Consider the following 15,515-nt stretch of genomic DNA (forward strand, 5'->3'; position numbering starts at 1 on the left):
GCGGTCTCCGCTCAACACGGGCCCTATTCATCCGATTCGCTGTCTTCGTCTTCGGGCATGATTTCGGTCGACAACACCTTGAGTGGAATGTTGTGCAACTGTTGGCCGATCTCCTTGCGGGCGATTCGGCTGGCGTGTTCTTCCTGTTCGACGTTGAAGACGATCAGTTCGAGTTCGAGGGCAACCAGTGCTTCGTCAGCCGCGAGGAAGGCGGGCGGTAGCTCCTCTCCGGCGGGCGAGGTGCGCGTTCCCATCTCGATCTCGACGTAGTTGAGATCCGGATTCAGCATCTCTCCGGTCTTCGAGATCGCGATCCGGACAGCCTCGTCCACGGTCTCGACATCGTACACGGGCACCGCAGCCTCGACGACGACTCGGCAGTCCATAGTGTTTCTATTTAGCCTCGCGGAGGGTATGAAACTTCGCCTACATTCTCAAAATAAGGAGTGTCACCGCCATGCCCTCTGTCAGTTTCCGCCGTTACGGAGATAATGAAAAACGTAGGTTTGGGCATAGCCCGCATACTGCCCGCCGAACTGCTCGCGGATGGCCCGTGAGGTCGACACATACCCCCCACGGTCGCAGTCGGGATAGTGATCTGCAATCGCTGTCTGAATCCACGTGTCCAGTGGCACTGCCTCGGTGAACCCAAGCGAAAACAGCAACACGCAGTCGGCGACCTTGTTACCGACACCCACGAACTGACTCATGTGGTCGCGGGCATCCTCGTAGTCGAGATCAATCGCATCGAGTGGGTCGACCTCGCCGGTGGCGATCATCTCGGCGGTGCGCTGGACGTATGGCGCGCGGTAGCCGAGACTCAGCTCCCGGAGTTCGGCTTCGGTTCGCTCGGCCAGTTGGGCCGGGGTCGGAAACGCGTGGTACGTTCGGCCGTCGAACTCGATCTCGTCGCCGTACTCCCGAGCCAGTCGACGCTGCATCCCGTGAATCCGTGCCACCCGCATCTGGGCCGAACAGATAAACGAGATCAGACAGGGAAAGACGGGATCACGCACGAGTCGCATCCCCGAATACTGTTCAAACGCCCGGTCAAGCAGTGGGTCGTCGGGTGTGGCGTCTTCGATGGCATCGAGGTCGTCGTCAAGTCGCAGCAGGTGTGTGAGAATCGGGACGGCATCCGTGGTCGACTCCCACTGAAGTTCCTCGCCGTCCTGTCGAACGCGAACGACGGCCTGTTCGTCGGAGACGCCTGGTATCGGGGCGACGACCGTCTCGTACCACGCCGACCCACCGTAGGCGGCCGTCGTCTCGTACATCTCGCCGTCGGCGCGGTCCCACAGATAGCTCTGGCCACTTTCGACCGTCGACTGCAGATCGAACCTCCCATCGAGATCGTCGAGCCGAATAACGCCCTGTTCCATTACCGTTTTTCAGGCGTGTGGCTGTTTTTCCGTTTCGGTGTGACCGTCAGTCGACGCGCCACGTAAAGAGGCTCTCGGCGACGTAGTTGAACACCATTCCGACGCCGATCCCGATCACGTTCGCGACTGTCGGCCACAGTTCGAGGCCAGCCACCGGCAGCGAGAACTCGACGACGCTCGTCAGCACGTAGAGGACGGCGAAGCCGACGCCGAGCCCAACCGCCCGAACGAGGTGAGATCTCACCCAGCGTCGAGCGAACGCACCCACTCCGAGTTTGCCGCTCTCGGCAAAGGTCCACTGGTCGTTGACGACGAACATCGTCGAGATCGAGACCTCCGCGCCGACGGCTTTCGCGGCCAGCGGTCCGAAGCCCGCGGTCGTGGTCAGCAGGGCGACGATAGCGGTCTCGATGGTCGCCCCGAGGGCGCCAACCGAGACGAACTTCCCGATCCGGGCGCGATGGGCCAGCGCCGCCAGCGGCGACTCAGTCGCCATTGTTCCCGGTGTAGGTGAGCTTCGACCGGGGGGTCGGCTGGATGTCCCGATACCGGGGGCTGTCCGAAATGGCGTTTGCCCGCCGCCGAACGTCTAGGAGCGCCCGTCCGAGTTCGACTGTGGTCCACACCGGGTCGACCGTCGAGTCGGGGTGGTCTTCCCACTCGACGGGGACTTCAGTGATCCCGTAGCCCAGCGAGCCCGCCACCGAGACGAACTCCAGATCCCAGGCGAACCCAGACTCGTAGCAGTGGTGGCCGATTTCGTCCCAGGCCTCGGCCCGCAGTGCCTTCGCGCCACACTGGTAGTCGTAGCATTTCGTCGGGAGCAGTTGCCGTGCGGTGAAAGCGAAGACGTCGCCGAGGAACCGCCGGCCGACCGTCTGGTGGTCGACGATCTCCGAGTCGGGATGGCGGCGCGACCCGATACTCACGTCGGCGGTTTCCCCGCGGACGTGGTCGACGATGGTGGCCAGCGACGAGGCGGGCACCGATCCATCGGCGTCGGCGAACGCAAGAATATCCGTCGAAAGACCGTCGAAGCCGTCCATGACCGCGCCGCCCTTGCCACGCCGCTGCGTTGCGACGTTTAGCTCGTCGACGACTGGCTCGATCCGAGAGGCGACGGCGTCGCTTGGGGTGTCGAGCTCAACCCGAACCGTCGACGGATCGAGTATTGCTCGAATATCCTCGATATACGCCAAAAGAGCCTCAATATCCGGATCGTAGGCGGGAACTACGATGCCGAGTGACTCACTCATGGTGTCTTGTGAGGCATCGCCGGGTCAGTTGTTTCAAAAACACAGAATAATGACTATCCATATACACGTTTGACGCGGGTCCGGGTCTTAATTCTGGTGAAAGGAAGTAATAAAAACACGGCTGACTGTGGGACGGAGACGTGCTGCGTCAGAACGGCGAGAGGCTGCCGAGGAGCCACTCTGCGGGTGGCTCCTCGAAGGGCCACTGTCCACAGGTCGACTTATAAAGAGTACCCCCTGTCTCCTGCTCGAAGTACTGCTGTTTGAGTCCTAACCGGTAGTGACACTGGTCGGGCTGGAGTTTCTCCCAGTAGATCGTCTCCATCGACGGCCACCCCTCGGGGTCCTCTGGCAGCGAGTCGTATTTCGGTACGTCCCACCGGTCGTGTTCGTCTTCGACCGCGTTCTGCAGCGGTGGTTCGGGGGAACCCGAGATCGCCCACGCGAGGTTCCAGTAGCCGCTTGTCACGACCAGCAGGACGACACAGCCGGCGATCACCGACCGGCGAGAGGGCGTCGAGCTGTAGGAGACGAGCAGCCCGACACCCAACGCAAGGAACATGAACAGCAAAATGAGTTCGATAGCGCCCTGGAACTCCAAGAACAGTTGGTAGCTGTAGATCACGCCGCCAGCAGCCACCCACCAGTACTCGGTGTAGTCGTCGACAATGGCTTGTCCCCAGCCATAGATCGCAAACGGGACAATCAACACGCCGTAACCGATCTGAATCACGAACATGAGCAGTCGACCGACTACGGTGTACCCCTCGACGCCATAGATCGGTGCGAGGACGGCCTCGACGAACAATGCGGTCGTGTGGCCCTGTAGCACGAATGGAGCGACAGTAAGCACCGTCACGGTCAGCCCGCCACCGATTGCTCTCCACATCCCGTCCCGGCCGTTGCGCTGAAGGCTCATCCCGACGACGAGCAGCGCGATGGGCGCGCCGAGTTGCCAGAAGCCGGCGGCCGCCGCGCCCGCCGCACCGGCGAGAAACGGTCGGTCGTCGACCGCCAATAGGAGCGCCCCGACGCCACAGAGGAAGACGAAATACTTCGGCCGGATTCCGGCGTACGGAAACGAGTACACAGAGGTCAGTATAAACATGGTCAGGCCGGCAACGACGCTGGCAAAGCCATCGTTGGTCAGCCGGTGGGTCAACACGCCGACGAGCGTGATTCCGGCGACAATTGTTCCGACCGCGACGATAACGCTGAGGACGTGCAGCACCGCCATATTGCCGAACGAGAGCGCCGCCAGACCGACCGTCACGAAGTAGATCAACGGCGGTTTGAGGTCCCAGATGTCGATGTAGAGATCAGCCCCGTTGAGGATCGACCACCCCGCGTGCTGGAACAGCGCCGAATCCTTGTTCACATAAAAGGGGTTGTCCGCAAACCTGAGTATGGTCGCCACAGATACCAGCAGCATCGAGCCGAGCAACAGTATCCGAAACCAGTGGGTGTCGACCTGCTCGTAGAGCGCTGTCCGACTCCGTGGCATCGACCCGGCGTACTCTCGCATCTCTGCTCTGGTTTCAGCGAGCCGATATTTAAACCTGTTTTCAGCGGTTCCGACTCACCGGGAAACTCGTCACTGTGGGGTTCTCGTTGAATCGGTCGAGGATTCGCTCGTACAGTTCGTTTCTGACACGCGTCCCGCGTCGGGGGTGAACGACGTACCGGAGCCGGAGTTCGACCCACGACTCGCCCTGCGTGATGTTCACCGTCGGGCGGTCGGTGACTTCGAGTTCGACCGGTGTCTCGGCGAGTCGCTCGCGGAAGTCGGCGATGCGGTCGACCATCTCTTCGCCGATCACCTCCTCGGCTTCCTCGATCATCACCGTTGAGGCCACATCGAGATCGGTCTCGTAGGAGACCTGGATCGCCAGTTCGTTCCAGACGTACTCCGAGCCGCCGCCGCCGAAATTGGTGACCTCCGAGGCCAGTACCATGCTGTTGGGGACCGTGACCACGCGCCCGGAGGGTTGGTTGGTCGACACCAGTTCGCCGCCGACCTCCCAGATCGTCGTCACGAGGAAGTCGACTTTGATCACGTCGCCTTTGGTCTCGCCAATGCGGACCCGGTCGCCGACTGCGTAGGGTCGTTTGGCCATGATATAGAGCCAGCCAAGCAACGACAGCAGTGGCTGTTGGAGTGCGAAGGTGATCGCAAAGCCGACCACACCCAGCGACAGCAGGACGCCAACCCACTGATCGAGGGTGTCATAGAATAGTTCTCATAGCGTGATGACGGTGCTTCCTGGATTGTCTCCGCGTTCGTCGTTGGTGATCGCAATAACGAGACGAAGGCACAGCGCGAGGAACACTTGTGCTCGTGCGTGGACGCGGCCTCGGGCGCGAACGTGCCCGAGGCCGCAGTCCTTGACGGCGTCGTTGGTTCGTTCGACTCCACTCCGGCGGTTGTACGTCTCGTCTAGCGTCGATTGCTTCAGCTGAACGTCCTCGCTGTGTTCGTCGATGCGGGCTTCGACCCTGTACTCGATGTCTTTCGGATCGTCGGTGTTTCGTGCGTTGTACGGAGCGACTGGCACGACCCCTGCGGCCAGCAGGTGGTCGTGCCAGCCGAGCGTGTCGTAGGCGCTGTCTCCAAGCATCCAGATCGGTTTCTCGACGGCGAGCGCGTCACACGTGACGCGCATCGCCGTCTCCTCTGGCGCTTGCTTGCTCTCGGTGAACTCCGCGGCAATCGGGATCTTTTGCCCGGTCGAGACGATCGTACAGCCGTAGCCGTGGTAGTACTCTTCGGCGGTTGGATCGTAGCCTTTCGACGCGTCTTGGTCGGCGGGCATCGTCCTCACGTCGGTGGAATCGATGGAGTAGGTCAAGTCGAGCAGGCCGCGGCAGGCGGCCTGCTCGACGAGGCGGTCGAAGACCTCGTCGACGACGTGTTCGAGGTCGGTGAGGAAGCGATCGACCGCGTCTCTCGACGGCGGTCGATCGAAGCCACAGCTGAGCCAGACGACCGTGTTCTGGAGTTCTCGCGTGACTGGACGGATGCCGTAGACGTTCTTGTAGTAGCAGTGCAGGAACGCTCGGAAGAGTGCTGGTGGGTGATGATCTCGTGTTCGCCCCCGGCGAGCGGGGGCGAACACATCGAATTCTTCGAGAAAGTCGAACTCAAGATGCTCGAACAACGCGAGCGTCTCGGTCGCCATTACATTGAAGAACTCGTCGATAGAAGTCTCCTCTTGCAGGATGCTGGCGCTCGTAGACACAGTTCCAACATCCTGCGTCTTCGTGTGTGACGCTTTCTATGACACCCTCGTAGCTGTCTGCAAACCCATCGAGGCCGACGAGATCGATTAGCTTCCGGACCCGGCGCTCGCAGTCCGAACAGCCACAGGCGGGGCGGTCGAGTCCGAACCGAATGTTGCCGCGGACCGTTCGCCACGGAAAAAGGGCGTACTCCTGAAACACCATCCCGCGATCCAGCCCGGGGCCAGTCACTGGCTCACCGTCGACCAGCACTGAGCCGGAGTCCGGTGTCTCCAATCCAGCGATTGTTCGCAGGAGAGTGGTCTTGCCACAGCCCGAGGGGCCGACGACACAGCAGAACTCGCCGTCGTCGACCGAAACGGAGACCTCCGAAAGCGCCTGTACCGCCTCTTGGCCCGAGCCGTAGGCAGTGCTTACTTTTTTGACCGTGATTTTCGCCGTGGAATCCGATTCCGCAGATGGACTGTCGTTCAGCGCCACGTCAGCAGCCTCCGTTCGAACAGCCGGAACCCAACGTCCATACAGAGAAACGCGAGACTGATCAGCAGCATATACGCGACGCTGGTGTCCATCGCGAGGTTGTTCGAGGCGTTAATGATCTCGTACCCTACGCCTGGCGCGCCGAACAGCTCCGCGCCGACCACGATCATCCAACACCGACCGATCGAAGTCCGGAACCCAGTCAGGATCTGTGGAGCTGCACTCGGCAGGGCGACGAGTTTCAGCATCGAGAGATCTCTGTCGACGCCAAGCGTCGAGGCGGCGTCCGTTAATTCACTGGACACACCCTCAACGCCACCGTAGGCCCCATAGAAATTGATCCAGAAGGCACCGACGAAAACGATAAATGCCGCGCCAGTGTGGTGGATGCCGAACCAGACGATGGCGAAGACGATCCACGCAAGCGGTGGAATCGGACGGAGCAGCCGAATCAGCGGTCGTAGCCAGTCGTCGAGCCTGCCGCTCCACCCCATGGTCAATCCGAGGCCGATCCCACAGACCGCACCGATGAGCAGCCCCGGAACGTAGTGAAACAGTGTTTCGGTGAGATGTGCCACACCAGTTGGCAATACAAGATTCGTGTCGACAACTGGGACGACGATTTCGGTCGACGTTGTGAACAACTCACTGAACGCCACCGCCGACTCGGTCGGGGTCGGAATTAGATACGACGGCTGGGTGAGCAAGGCACCAACCCACCAGACGACGAGGAAGACGGCCAGTCCTCCGAGGCCGCGGAGATACCGCCGAGCGTCACTGGCCCACACGGAATCCGTACTGTTTCCAGTGTCGGTCTGAACGCTCATTGTTGCGTGGCGTCGTAGGCGTCGAAGGCAAAGAGGTCAGCTGTCGACACTGGCGCGGCGATGTTGCCAACCTCGGCGACAAAGTCGGTCATCGTCGAGGCTTGGTCGGTGATCGAATGCGGATCGGAGACGAAATCCGACGCACGCGAACCCATCGCCTCGCTGGCAAGGCTCTCGCTCACGCCGGAGCCGATGACCGACGCAGCCTCAACGGAAGCAGCCTCCGGTGACGCAGCAATGAACTCGGTCGCCCGCACGTGTTGGTCGACAAGCGCCTGTGAAACCTCGCTGTGCTCGATGACTCGCTGGGTGGCAAACAGTACCGTCACCGGGTGGTTTTTGAGGATATTGCCGGACCACGTGATCTCGCTGAACCCCTCTTGGTGGTCGATGATCGTCGCAAACGGCTCTTGGATGATCGTTGCGTCGATGTCGCCCGACTGGATCGTCTGGACTGCCTTCGCGGGTGGTACCGACGACTTCGTGATCGCGGACTCCAGTTCGCCTACACCGAGATCCTGTTCGATCCAGTACCGAAGCACGATATCGGGGACGCTCCCGTCGGGTGGGGCACCGACCCGGAGTTTGCGGCCGGTGTCGCGCTCGAAGGAGTCGAAGGCTCCCCGGCCTTCTTGCTCGAATCGGTCGACAACCTCGGTCGACGCCATGATTTTGAACCCGTTACGGGAGTTGGCCGCCAACACGCCCGCCGCAGTCCCTTTATCAATGAGCACCATCGCGGGCGTGATTCCGAACAGCGCCACGTCGACATCGCCGCTAGCAAACGCTTTGACGACGCTTGGGCCGGCGTTGAACCGCTCAACGCTGACCTCCACTGGGAGTTCGTCGTAGTAGCCTCGTTGTTCCATCACGTAGTGTTGCATGTTCGGGAAGATCGGGACATAAGCGATGGTGAGCGAGTCGACCGAGCCACTGCTCCGATCTAGACAACCAGCAACGCCTGCAGTCGCGACTGCGGCTGTACCAAGCCCGCGGATAATCGTTCGTCGACTGATTTGGCCTCTCACAGTTATTACTCAATACCAAGTTTATAATAAAAGCTATGATCTAATATACTACTTTTAATAACTCGTCGAAAGCCGTCATTCACGGAGTTCCGAGAACTATTCTAATAATCGAACCACTCTATTTGGGTCGAATTAATAACTTAGTTTATTAAGATAATAGTATTTTTATGTACGGGTGCTATTTCAGTGGATATGAACCTGACTCGACGGAACGCGCTCAAGAGTGGTGCTGGAGTACTCACAGTCGGTGGACTGGCTGGCTGTCTCGACGACGTCGACGCCAGCCAAGGGGAGTTCGACTCGGCGTATGCGGCCTTTTTTGCGCTGTGGGACTGGTCCCAAGCGGTCGCCGGAGAGGAGGCGACAATCGAGAACCCCGTCGAGTTCGGCCAGTTGGGTCACGGCTGGGAACCGGATGGCGATCTGCCGCGGGAGGTCGCCTCGACGAGTGCTTTCGTCTATTTCGACACGCCGGAGTTCTCGTGGGCTCAAGACCTCGCTGCGACACTCGAATCGGACTACGGGACCGTCGCGGCCATTGACGGCCTCGCCGGACTCGAATCGCAGATGCTCGAAAGCAATCACGACCACGGCGGCGAAGAAGGAGAGCACGAGGATGAGCATCACGACGAACACAACGAGACCACTACAGAGGACACTCACGACGAACACAACGAAACCACAGAAGATTATCACGAGGAGGATGGCGAACACCACGAGGACGAACACAACGAAACTACAGAAGACCACCACGAGGAGGATGGCGAACACCACGAGGACGAACACAACGAAGAGACAGACCGCGGCCAACTCGATCCCCACGTCTGGGTCGACCCGGTGCTCGCCCAAGAGATCGTGACGACGATCTGTGACGGATTCGTCGAGATCGATCCGGACAACACCGAAACCTACGAGGCCAACGCGGTCGCCTACAACGAGCGACTGGCCGACCTCGATTCGCAGTTCCAGCAGGTCGTCACAGAGGGCGACCAGTCGACTGTCGTCCTCGCCAGCCACTCCTCGTTCGGCTACGTCGAAGCGCGGTACGGCTTCGATATCCACACCGTGACGGGGGTCTCGCCGGATGCGACGCCGGATTCCTCACAGATTGCCGAGACAGTAGAGCTCGTCGACAGCAATGGTATCGATGTGATTCTGTACGACCGGTTCGAATCCGACCGACTCGCCAACACAATCGTCGAAAACAGCACCGCAACCGAGACGATGCCGGTCACTGCGGCCGCCGGAACGACCCAAGAGTGGAGCGACGACGGCTGGGGCTACATCGACCAGCTAGAACAGGTCACGATTCCGGCGTTCCGCCGGGCACTCGGCGCGGAATAAGGAACTACTAAACGCATCCCTCAACCACCGTCTATACAACAAACCGTGAGTCCGGTCATTAGTCTCGACAATGTAACGTTTACCTACGGCGAGAAGGTCGCCGTCAGAGACATTACTCTCGATGTCGAAGCCGGGGAGTTTCTGGGCCTGATCGGCCCAAACGGCTCGGGCAAAACGACGCTCCTCCATCTCATGTTGGGGCTTCACGAACCCGACAGCGGGCACGTCGAGCTATTCGGCGAGCCAGTGGGTGAGTTCGACGACGGCCAACGCATCGGCTACGTCTCCCAGCAGTCGACGAGCCAGTCGGGGTCGATGCCGGTCACAGTCCGTGAAAACGTCACCATGGGTCGCTTTGCCCACGTCGGCCACTCGCGGCTCACCGACCACGACCGCAAAACGGTCCAAGAGGCCCTCGAAACCGTTGGCATCACCGACCTCGCCGAGCGACGGATGAACGAGCTTTCGGGTGGTCAACGTCAGCGAGCCTACATCGCCCGCGCGCTCGCTTCGGAGGCCGACCTGCTGGCCCTCGACGAGCCGACAGTGGGCGTCGACGCCGAATCCCGCGACGCCTTTTATAAATTACTCGACGATCTCAACGCCGACGGGATCACGATAATCCTCATCGAGCACGATATCGGCGTCGTCACCGACCGGGCCAACCGCATCGCCTGTATCAACACTGAACTGTTCCACCACGGCGATACCGAATCGTTCGTCGAAAGCAACGCCCTCACCGAAGCCTACGGCGTTTCGGGCCGCGTCGTCCACCACGATCACTGAATGAGTACTGACATCGACCCCACAGACAGCACCGCATCCGGGCCGCTCGGTCGACTCCGAACCCGACAGACGACCCGCGAGACGGTCGAACTCGTCGGCATCGGCATCGTCGGCCTGCTCGCGACGCTCATGCTCGCGTTTGTCGGTCTCTACTGGCTTCGTGATCTCCCCCTGCTGTCGACAGCCTACGAACAGTTCCGGATCGCCGGTCGACTGCTGGATCTGTATCTCGGGACGAACATCTTCAAACATCCCTTCATGTGGCAGTCGCTGTCGACCGGGGTGCTGATCGGAATCGTCGCCCCACTCGTCGGGGCGTTTCTCGTCCACCGTGAGATGGCACTGATCGGTGAAACGCTGGCCCACGCGGCTTTCGCGGGTGTCGCCATCAGCCTGCTGTTTAATTCGTTCACGGGCTGGGATGGCTCGCTGCTGGTCGGCGCGCTGATCGTCGGCGTCATCGGCGCACTGATCGTCCAGTGGCTCGCCGACCGGACCCAGACGTACGGCGACGTACCGATTGCGATCATGCTCAGCGGCAGTTTCGCCCTCGGGACGCTGCTGATCAGCTACGGTCCCGGACAGACGAGTTTCAGTATCGAGAGCCTGCTGTACGGCAGTATCGCAGTTGTGACACCCGACGGGACGCGGCTCATGGCGCTTTTAAGTGTCTGTGTCATCGGCGCAGTGGTCTTCAACTACAAGCAGTTGCTGTTCATCACGTTTGACGAGCAGGCCGCCCGTGTCGCCCAACTGCCGGTCGACCGCTACAACACGCTGTTGGTCGTGATGACGGCGGTTGTCGTCGTCGGTGCGATGCAGGTGCTTGGCGTGATTTTAGTCGCCGCGATGCTCGTCGTTCCGGTAGCGGCGGCCTCGCAGGTCGCGGTCTCCTTCCGGGAGACGATGTATCTCTCGGTGCTGTTCGGCGAGACCGCAGTGCTGGCCGGCTTCGTGTTCTCTATTTATATGAGCCTGCCCGCCGGCGGCTCGATTGTAATGGCCGCAATCGGGATCTATTTGATTGCGATTACGGTCTCGAAAAACGGCGTGACCGCGATGTCGACCCGCTGAGGGTCCAGCTGATTTTATACGATGTCGTTAGTGGTCGTGGCCCATCGCATCCGCCAGCGGCATGCCGAAGCGGTCCTCGAAGAGCTCTTCCATTGTCTCGTTGATGTCGACGAGATCCTGTGGCGTCTCGCCCTGTGAGTGGTGGACCAGCGCGTGTGAGTGCTGGGCGAGTGCCTGCACGACGATATCGCTGATGACCTGTGTCGGCTCCTCGCCCTGCTCGGCGAGTGTGTCGACCAATCCGGCTGGGAGTTCAACGCTGTCTGTGTCGCCGCTCGGTCCTTCGATGGTGTAGGTTTCTGTGTCGACCATACCTCTCGCTTGCCACACAGCCATAAGTGACTGTGGAATCGCGACCGCACTCACCCTCCTCAACTAACTTATAAGATCCCCCCGTCCGAAAGCCGCCTGTGGATACAATCGTCGTCAGTACGGTGGTCTACGAGGAGCCGGAGGCGATCTACGAGGTGCTGATCGATTTCCCTCGGTATGCGAACTATTCAGACTATCTGACCGGCGTCGACACCCTTCGCGGCGACGGCTCGGTCGGCACCCAGTACGCGCTCAACTTCGCGTGGTGGAAGTTGAACTATACGGCCCACTCGGAGGTCGTCGACGTTGAGCCACCCACTCAAATCGACTGGCGAGTAATCAAGGATATCAACGCCAACGGTCAGTGGCGGGTCGACCGACGTGAGTCGCTCCCGGCGAACGCACCCGACGATGCCACGGTCGCCTGTGATGTCTCCCTGCGGATCGATTTCGACCCCAACTCGGCGGATTCCGATGCCGTGAGCCTTCCGCGACTCGTCTCGATGGGGTGGGTTCTCAAGAAGGTGATCCCACTGATCAAAGGCGAGGCCGAACAGGTCATTCAGCGCGCCGTAACCGATGTCGAGGGTCGACAGCGGGACGTCGAGTTCACCGTGCAATCCGAATCCGACTATCTGTAGCCACACGCGGCGTTCCAAACAACTGATGAGAAACCCTATACCGAGGGGTCAGCTATCCACTTCCATGAGAGGGATGGCGGTATGAAGGTCCTGATTATCGGTGCCGGTCAGGTCGGCGAAAGTATCGCGGGAGATCTGGATAACAGCCACGATGTTACGGTTGTCGAACAGTCCCCAGACCGAGCCGAAGAACTCGCGTTTTCCTACGATGTACTGACTGTCACTGGCGACGGGACCGAAGCCGAGACGCTCACCGAGGCTGGCATCGAGTCCGCCGATATGGTGATCGCAAGCACCGACAACGACGAAACCAACATCGTCGCCTGTTCGACCGCTGATGCACTCGGTGATGCGTTCACCATCGCGCGGATCAAACAGACCAAATATCTCAACACCTGGGAGCTCTCCAGCGGCGCGTTCGGCATCGACGATATGGTGTGTACGAACCTGTTGACCGCCGAATCCATCGTTCGTGTGGTCGGGCTTCCTGCCGCCGTCGACGTCGACCCCTTCGCGGGTGGCCAAGTCCAGATGGCCGAATTCGAGATCAGCGACGAGTGTCCGGTTGCCGACCAGACCGTTCAGGAGGCCGACCGTTACGACTCGCTGACGTTCGCGGCGCTGATCCGTGCAGGCGATGTGATTATCCCTGACGGGTCGACCCTGATCGAGGCTGGAGATCGGGTCGTCGTGATCGGGAGTTCCGACAGTGTCACCACCTTTGCCGATGCGCTGTCGCCGGACCATTCGACCGGCAGCGACGAGGAGGTCGCGATCATCGGCGGTAGCGAGATTGGCTACCATCTCGCCCGACTGCTGGGTGAGCGTGGCTTCAAACCGCGGCTGATCGAACAGGACCCCGAGCGGGCCCGCGAGCTGGCCGAAGGGTTACCACAGACCACGGTAATGGAGTCCGACGCCACTGACATTGAATTCTTGGAACGCGAACATATCGGCGATGCGGATATCGTCGTTGCGGCGCTCGAAAGCGACGAAAAGAACTTGCTTGTCTCGTTGTTGGCCGAACGACTCGGCACCGACCGCACGGTGGCAGTCATTGATACCCCGGCCTACGTCGAACTGTTCGAAACGGTCGGCATCGATGTCGCCATCAACCCACGTGTGGTCGTCGCCGAGGAGATCACCCAGCTAACTCAGTCCGGCGTCACCGAAAACGTTGCGCTCATCGAGACTGACAAGGCCGAAGTCATCGAAATCGAAGTCACCGAAGACAGCATTTTGGCCAACCGAACGATCCTCGAGTCGACCGCTGATCTCCCTGATGGCGTTGTCATCGGTGCGATCACACGCGACCGCGAGTTCGTCACCCCGCGTGGTGACACCGAGATCCATCCCGGCGATCACGTCGTCGTCTTCGTCGACGCCGCGGCTATCGACGAAACCACCAAAAAACTGTAATCGCTTCTACCTACTGTTCGACCGCACTCGCGGCCCGAATGATCGTTTCTTCGCCGAACTTTGGGCCGATGAGTTGGAGGCCGACCGGCAGCCCGTCGACCTCGCCCGCCGGAACCGAAATCGCTGGCAGATTGGCGAGGTTGACTGGGACCGTATTGGCATCCATCAGATACAGTTGGAGCGGATCATCCAGACTCTCACCAAGTTGTGGCGGGACGACCGGCATCGTTGGCGAGGCCAGCACGTCGACGTCCTCGAAGGCGGCATCAAAGTCCTGTTTGACCCACGCCCGGGCGTCCTGAGCCTTTTTGTAGTATTTGTCGTGGTACCCTGCAGACAGCGCGTACGTTCCCAGCAGGATGCGGCGTTTGACCTCCGGGCCAAACCCGTCCTCACGGACTGCCGCGAAGTCATCGTTCCAGTTGCCATCTGCGGTGTCGGTATCAGGACCGTAGCGAACGCCGTCGAACCGCGCGAGGTTCGAGGAAGCCTCCGACATGGCGATCACGTAGTAGGCTTGGACCGCGTGTTCCAGCGATTCGAGCGAGATTTCAGTAATTTCTGCGCCCTGGGCTTCGAGTTCGTCGAGGGAATCCTCGAACGCGTCGACGACCTCGTCGTCGGCTCCCTCGATCAGATCGGTGATGACACCGACTGTGAGGCCGTCGACGTTGCCATCCGCGGCGGCCGCGTAGTCCGACCCTTCGCCGCCGTCGTTGGTCGTCGCATCCTGACTGTCGGGACCCGAGATCACATCAAGCAGGAGTGCAGCATCTTCGACCGTGGTGGCCAGCGGGCCAACCTGTTCGAGACTGTTGGCGTAGGCGACGATGCCGTACCGCGAGACGAGTCCGTAGGTCGGCTTGATGCCGACGACGCCACAGAACGCGGCGGGGTTCCGCACTGAGCCACCGGTGTCGGTGCCGAGGGCGATGTCGGCGTCTCCGGCGGCGACGGCTGCGGCCGAGCCACCCGAGGAGCCACCGGGGGCGCGGTCGGGGTCGACGGGGTTCTTCGTGGGGCCGAACGCCGAGGTTTCGGTGGTGCCACCCATCCCGAACTCGTCCATGTTGGTTTTGCCCACGAGAGTTGCACCAGCGTCGAACACGCGGTCGACGACGGTTGCATTGTACGGTGGGACGTAGTCCGCAAGCATCGCAGAGCCGCAGGTCGTTCGGATATCCTTTGTCGAGATGTTGTCCTTGATCGCGATGGTTTTGTCCGCGAGTCGACCCTCGCTCTCATCGTCAGTATCGCCTTCGGCGGTCGTCTCAGTAATGAAGGCGTTGAACTCGTCGCTGCTCATGAGACGCTGGGTCCTTTGAAAAAGCCGTCCTCGGTTTCGGGGGCGTTACGAAGGGCCTCGTCCTGTGTGAGTCCGTCCTCGACGTCGTCGGGACGCATCACGTTGACGAGTTCCGGTTCGGACTCGACTTCGGGTACCTCATCGAGGGCCTCGAAGTAGTCCAGAATGTCGGCGAACTGCTCGGTGAACTCCGCTACTTCCTCGGCGGCGAGGTCGACCCGTGCGAGGTCGGCGACGTGCCGCACCTCCTCGGGGTCGACGGGCGAATCGCTCATATCTACCCCCAACCGCGGCCCCTGAGTAAGGGTTTCGATCCATTCAGCGGGACAGACAGGCGACGAGGAGATCACCCATCTATCAATGAATATGACACAACAATCATATGCTGACTGCCTTGTCCGAACGTAAAACCGCACGCAG

16 protein-coding genes and 2 pseudogenes are annotated in these 15,515 nt (G+C 60.6%); 5 read left to right on the forward strand and 13 right to left on the reverse strand.

What is annotated here, in order from left to right; genetic code table 11:
- Positions 1 to 23: 23 nt before the first annotated feature.
- The 10 genes and pseudogenes from HALTADL_RS13185 to HALTADL_RS13230 all read right to left on the reverse strand — a co-directional run bounded on the left by HALTADL_RS13185 (position 24) and on the right by HALTADL_RS13230 (position 8,213).
- Entirely contained in the window at positions 24 to 386 is a 363-nt protein-coding gene (locus HALTADL_RS13185; RefSeq protein ID WP_089672994.1) for a DUF555 domain-containing protein, read from the reverse strand.
- 81 nt (positions 387 to 467) lie between these two features.
- Complete coding sequence (locus HALTADL_RS13190) at positions 468 to 1,382, reverse strand: DNA-3-methyladenine glycosylase family protein (RefSeq protein ID WP_089672993.1); 915 nt, start codon at positions 1,380 to 1,382, stop codon at positions 468 to 470.
- Positions 1,383 to 1,428: 46 nt separating this feature from the next.
- The gene (locus HALTADL_RS13195; protein ID WP_089672992.1) at positions 1,429 to 1,878 is read right to left on the reverse strand and encodes a GtrA family protein; all 450 of its coding nucleotides are present in this window, start codon (positions 1,876 to 1,878) and stop codon (positions 1,429 to 1,431) included.
- Positions 1,868 to 2,638 carry a glycosyltransferase gene (locus HALTADL_RS13200; RefSeq protein WP_089672991.1) on the reverse strand — a complete coding sequence of 257 codons (771 nt, stop codon included), beginning with the start codon at positions 2,636 to 2,638 and terminating at the stop codon, positions 1,868 to 1,870. Before HALTADL_RS13200 ends, HALTADL_RS13195 begins: the two co-directional genes overlap by 11 nt.
- A gap of 148 nt (positions 2,639 to 2,786) precedes the next feature.
- Positions 2,787 to 4,163, reverse strand: coding sequence for a DolP-mannose mannosyltransferase (locus HALTADL_RS13205; protein ID WP_089672990.1), 1,377 nt, complete (start codon positions 4,161 to 4,163; stop codon positions 2,787 to 2,789).
- A 40-nt stretch (positions 4,164 to 4,203) separates the two neighbouring features.
- Positions 4,204 to 4,857: pseudogene (locus HALTADL_RS13210) on the reverse strand (mechanosensitive ion channel family protein); the annotation flags it as partial.
- Between the two features lie 21 nt (positions 4,858 to 4,878).
- A complete protein-coding gene (locus HALTADL_RS13215) occupies positions 4,879 to 5,817 on the reverse strand; it encodes a transposase (RefSeq protein ID WP_015911568.1) in 939 nt (312 codons plus the stop codon).
- 109 nt (positions 5,818 to 5,926) lie between these two features.
- Positions 5,927 to 6,358, reverse strand: a pseudogene (locus tag HALTADL_RS13220) (ABC transporter ATP-binding protein); the annotation flags it as partial.
- Positions 6,349 to 7,185, reverse strand: a complete 837-nt coding sequence (locus tag HALTADL_RS13225) for an ABC transporter permease (protein ID WP_089672589.1) — start codon at positions 7,183 to 7,185, stop codon at positions 6,349 to 6,351. The pseudogene HALTADL_RS13220 and the gene HALTADL_RS13225, both read right to left, overlap by 10 nt.
- Positions 7,182 to 8,213: a CmpA/NrtA family ABC transporter substrate-binding protein gene (locus HALTADL_RS13230; RefSeq protein WP_089672590.1), complete on the reverse strand. Its 1,032-nt coding sequence runs from the start codon at positions 8,211 to 8,213 to the stop codon at positions 7,182 to 7,184. Before HALTADL_RS13230 ends, HALTADL_RS13225 begins: the two co-directional genes overlap by 4 nt.
- Before the next feature lie 192 nt (positions 8,214 to 8,405).
- Here HALTADL_RS13230 and HALTADL_RS13235 point away from each other — a divergent pair, with 192 nt between their 5' ends.
- The 3 genes from HALTADL_RS13235 to HALTADL_RS13245 are packed head-to-tail and all read left to right on the forward strand — an operon-like array spanning position 8,406 to position 11,417.
- Positions 8,406 to 9,557, forward strand: coding sequence for a metal ABC transporter substrate-binding protein (locus tag HALTADL_RS13235; protein ID WP_089672591.1), 1,152 nt, complete (start codon positions 8,406 to 8,408; stop codon positions 9,555 to 9,557).
- A gap of 45 nt (positions 9,558 to 9,602) precedes the next feature.
- The gene (locus HALTADL_RS13240; RefSeq protein WP_089672592.1) at positions 9,603 to 10,343 is read left to right on the forward strand and encodes a metal ABC transporter ATP-binding protein; all 741 of its coding nucleotides are present in this window, start codon (positions 9,603 to 9,605) and stop codon (positions 10,341 to 10,343) included.
- Positions 10,344 to 11,417, forward strand: a complete 1,074-nt coding sequence (locus HALTADL_RS13245; RefSeq protein ID WP_089672593.1) for a metal ABC transporter permease — start codon at positions 10,344 to 10,346, stop codon at positions 11,415 to 11,417.
- 27 nt (positions 11,418 to 11,444) lie between these two features.
- On the opposite strand, the gene HALTADL_RS13250 is transcribed toward HALTADL_RS13245, so the two are convergent.
- Complete coding sequence (locus tag HALTADL_RS13250; RefSeq protein ID WP_089672594.1) at positions 11,445 to 11,729, reverse strand: DUF7545 family protein; 285 nt, start codon at positions 11,727 to 11,729, stop codon at positions 11,445 to 11,447.
- A 98-nt stretch (positions 11,730 to 11,827) separates the two neighbouring features.
- On the opposite strand from HALTADL_RS13250, the gene HALTADL_RS13255 reads away from it, so the two are divergent.
- On the forward strand, positions 11,828 to 12,370 hold the full coding sequence (locus HALTADL_RS13255) for an SRPBCC family protein (protein WP_089672595.1): 543 nt from the start codon (positions 11,828 to 11,830) through the stop codon (positions 12,368 to 12,370).
- An 81-nt stretch (positions 12,371 to 12,451) separates the two neighbouring features.
- Positions 12,452 to 13,789 carry a Trk system potassium transporter TrkA gene (gene trkA, locus HALTADL_RS13260; RefSeq protein ID WP_089672596.1) on the forward strand — a complete coding sequence of 446 codons (1,338 nt, stop codon included), beginning with the start codon at positions 12,452 to 12,454 and terminating at the stop codon, positions 13,787 to 13,789.
- Positions 13,790 to 13,799: 10 nt separating this feature from the next.
- Here the strand turns inward: trkA and gatA are convergent, their stop codons facing one another.
- Positions 13,800 to 15,095: an Asp-tRNA(Asn)/Glu-tRNA(Gln) amidotransferase subunit GatA gene (gatA, locus tag HALTADL_RS13265; protein ID WP_089672597.1), complete on the reverse strand. Its 1,296-nt coding sequence runs from the start codon at positions 15,093 to 15,095 to the stop codon at positions 13,800 to 13,802.
- Positions 15,092 to 15,370 carry an Asp-tRNA(Asn)/Glu-tRNA(Gln) amidotransferase subunit GatC gene (gene gatC, locus HALTADL_RS13270; protein ID WP_089672598.1) on the reverse strand — a complete coding sequence of 93 codons (279 nt, stop codon included), beginning with the start codon at positions 15,368 to 15,370 and terminating at the stop codon, positions 15,092 to 15,094. Before gatC ends, gatA begins: the two co-directional genes overlap by 4 nt.
- Between the last annotated feature and the right edge of the window lie 145 nt (positions 15,371 to 15,515).

This window comes from Halohasta litchfieldiae, assembly GCF_002788215.1.
GTDB lineage: Archaea > Halobacteriota > Halobacteria > Halobacteriales > Haloferacaceae > Halohasta > Halohasta litchfieldiae.

Coding starts and splice junctions, on each gene's coding strand:
- HALTADL_RS13250 (WP_089672594.1), bottom strand. CDS start 11,729: ATGGTCGACACAGAAACCTACACCATCGAAGGACCGAGCGGCGACACA.
- HALTADL_RS13190 (WP_089672993.1), bottom strand. CDS start 1,382: ATGGAACAGGGCGTTATTCGGCTCGACGATCTCGATGGGAGGTTCGAT.
- trkA (WP_089672596.1), top strand. CDS start 12,452: ATGAAGGTCCTGATTATCGGTGCCGGTCAGGTCGGCGAAAGTATCGCG.
- gatA (WP_089672597.1), bottom strand. CDS start 15,095: ATGAGCAGCGACGAGTTCAACGCCTTCATTACTGAGACGACCGCCGAA.
- HALTADL_RS13225 (WP_089672589.1), bottom strand. CDS start 7,185: ATGAGCGTTCAGACCGACACTGGAAACAGTACGGATTCCGTGTGGGCC.
- HALTADL_RS13185 (WP_089672994.1), bottom strand. CDS start 386: ATGGACTGCCGAGTCGTCGTCGAGGCTGCGGTGCCCGTGTACGATGTC.
- HALTADL_RS13245 (WP_089672593.1), top strand. CDS start 10,344: ATGAGTACTGACATCGACCCCACAGACAGCACCGCATCCGGGCCGCTC.
- HALTADL_RS13235 (WP_089672591.1), top strand. CDS start 8,406: ATGAACCTGACTCGACGGAACGCGCTCAAGAGTGGTGCTGGAGTACTC.
- HALTADL_RS13195 (WP_089672992.1), bottom strand. CDS start 1,878: ATGGCGACTGAGTCGCCGCTGGCGGCGCTGGCCCATCGCGCCCGGATC.
- HALTADL_RS13215 (WP_015911568.1), bottom strand. CDS start 5,817: ATGGCGACCGAGACGCTCGCGTTGTTCGAGCATCTTGAGTTCGACTTT.
- gatC (WP_089672598.1), bottom strand. CDS start 15,370: ATGAGCGATTCGCCCGTCGACCCCGAGGAGGTGCGGCACGTCGCCGAC.
- HALTADL_RS13200 (WP_089672991.1), bottom strand. CDS start 2,638: ATGAGTGAGTCACTCGGCATCGTAGTTCCCGCCTACGATCCGGATATT.
- HALTADL_RS13205 (WP_089672990.1), bottom strand. CDS start 4,163: ATGCGAGAGTACGCCGGGTCGATGCCACGGAGTCGGACAGCGCTCTAC.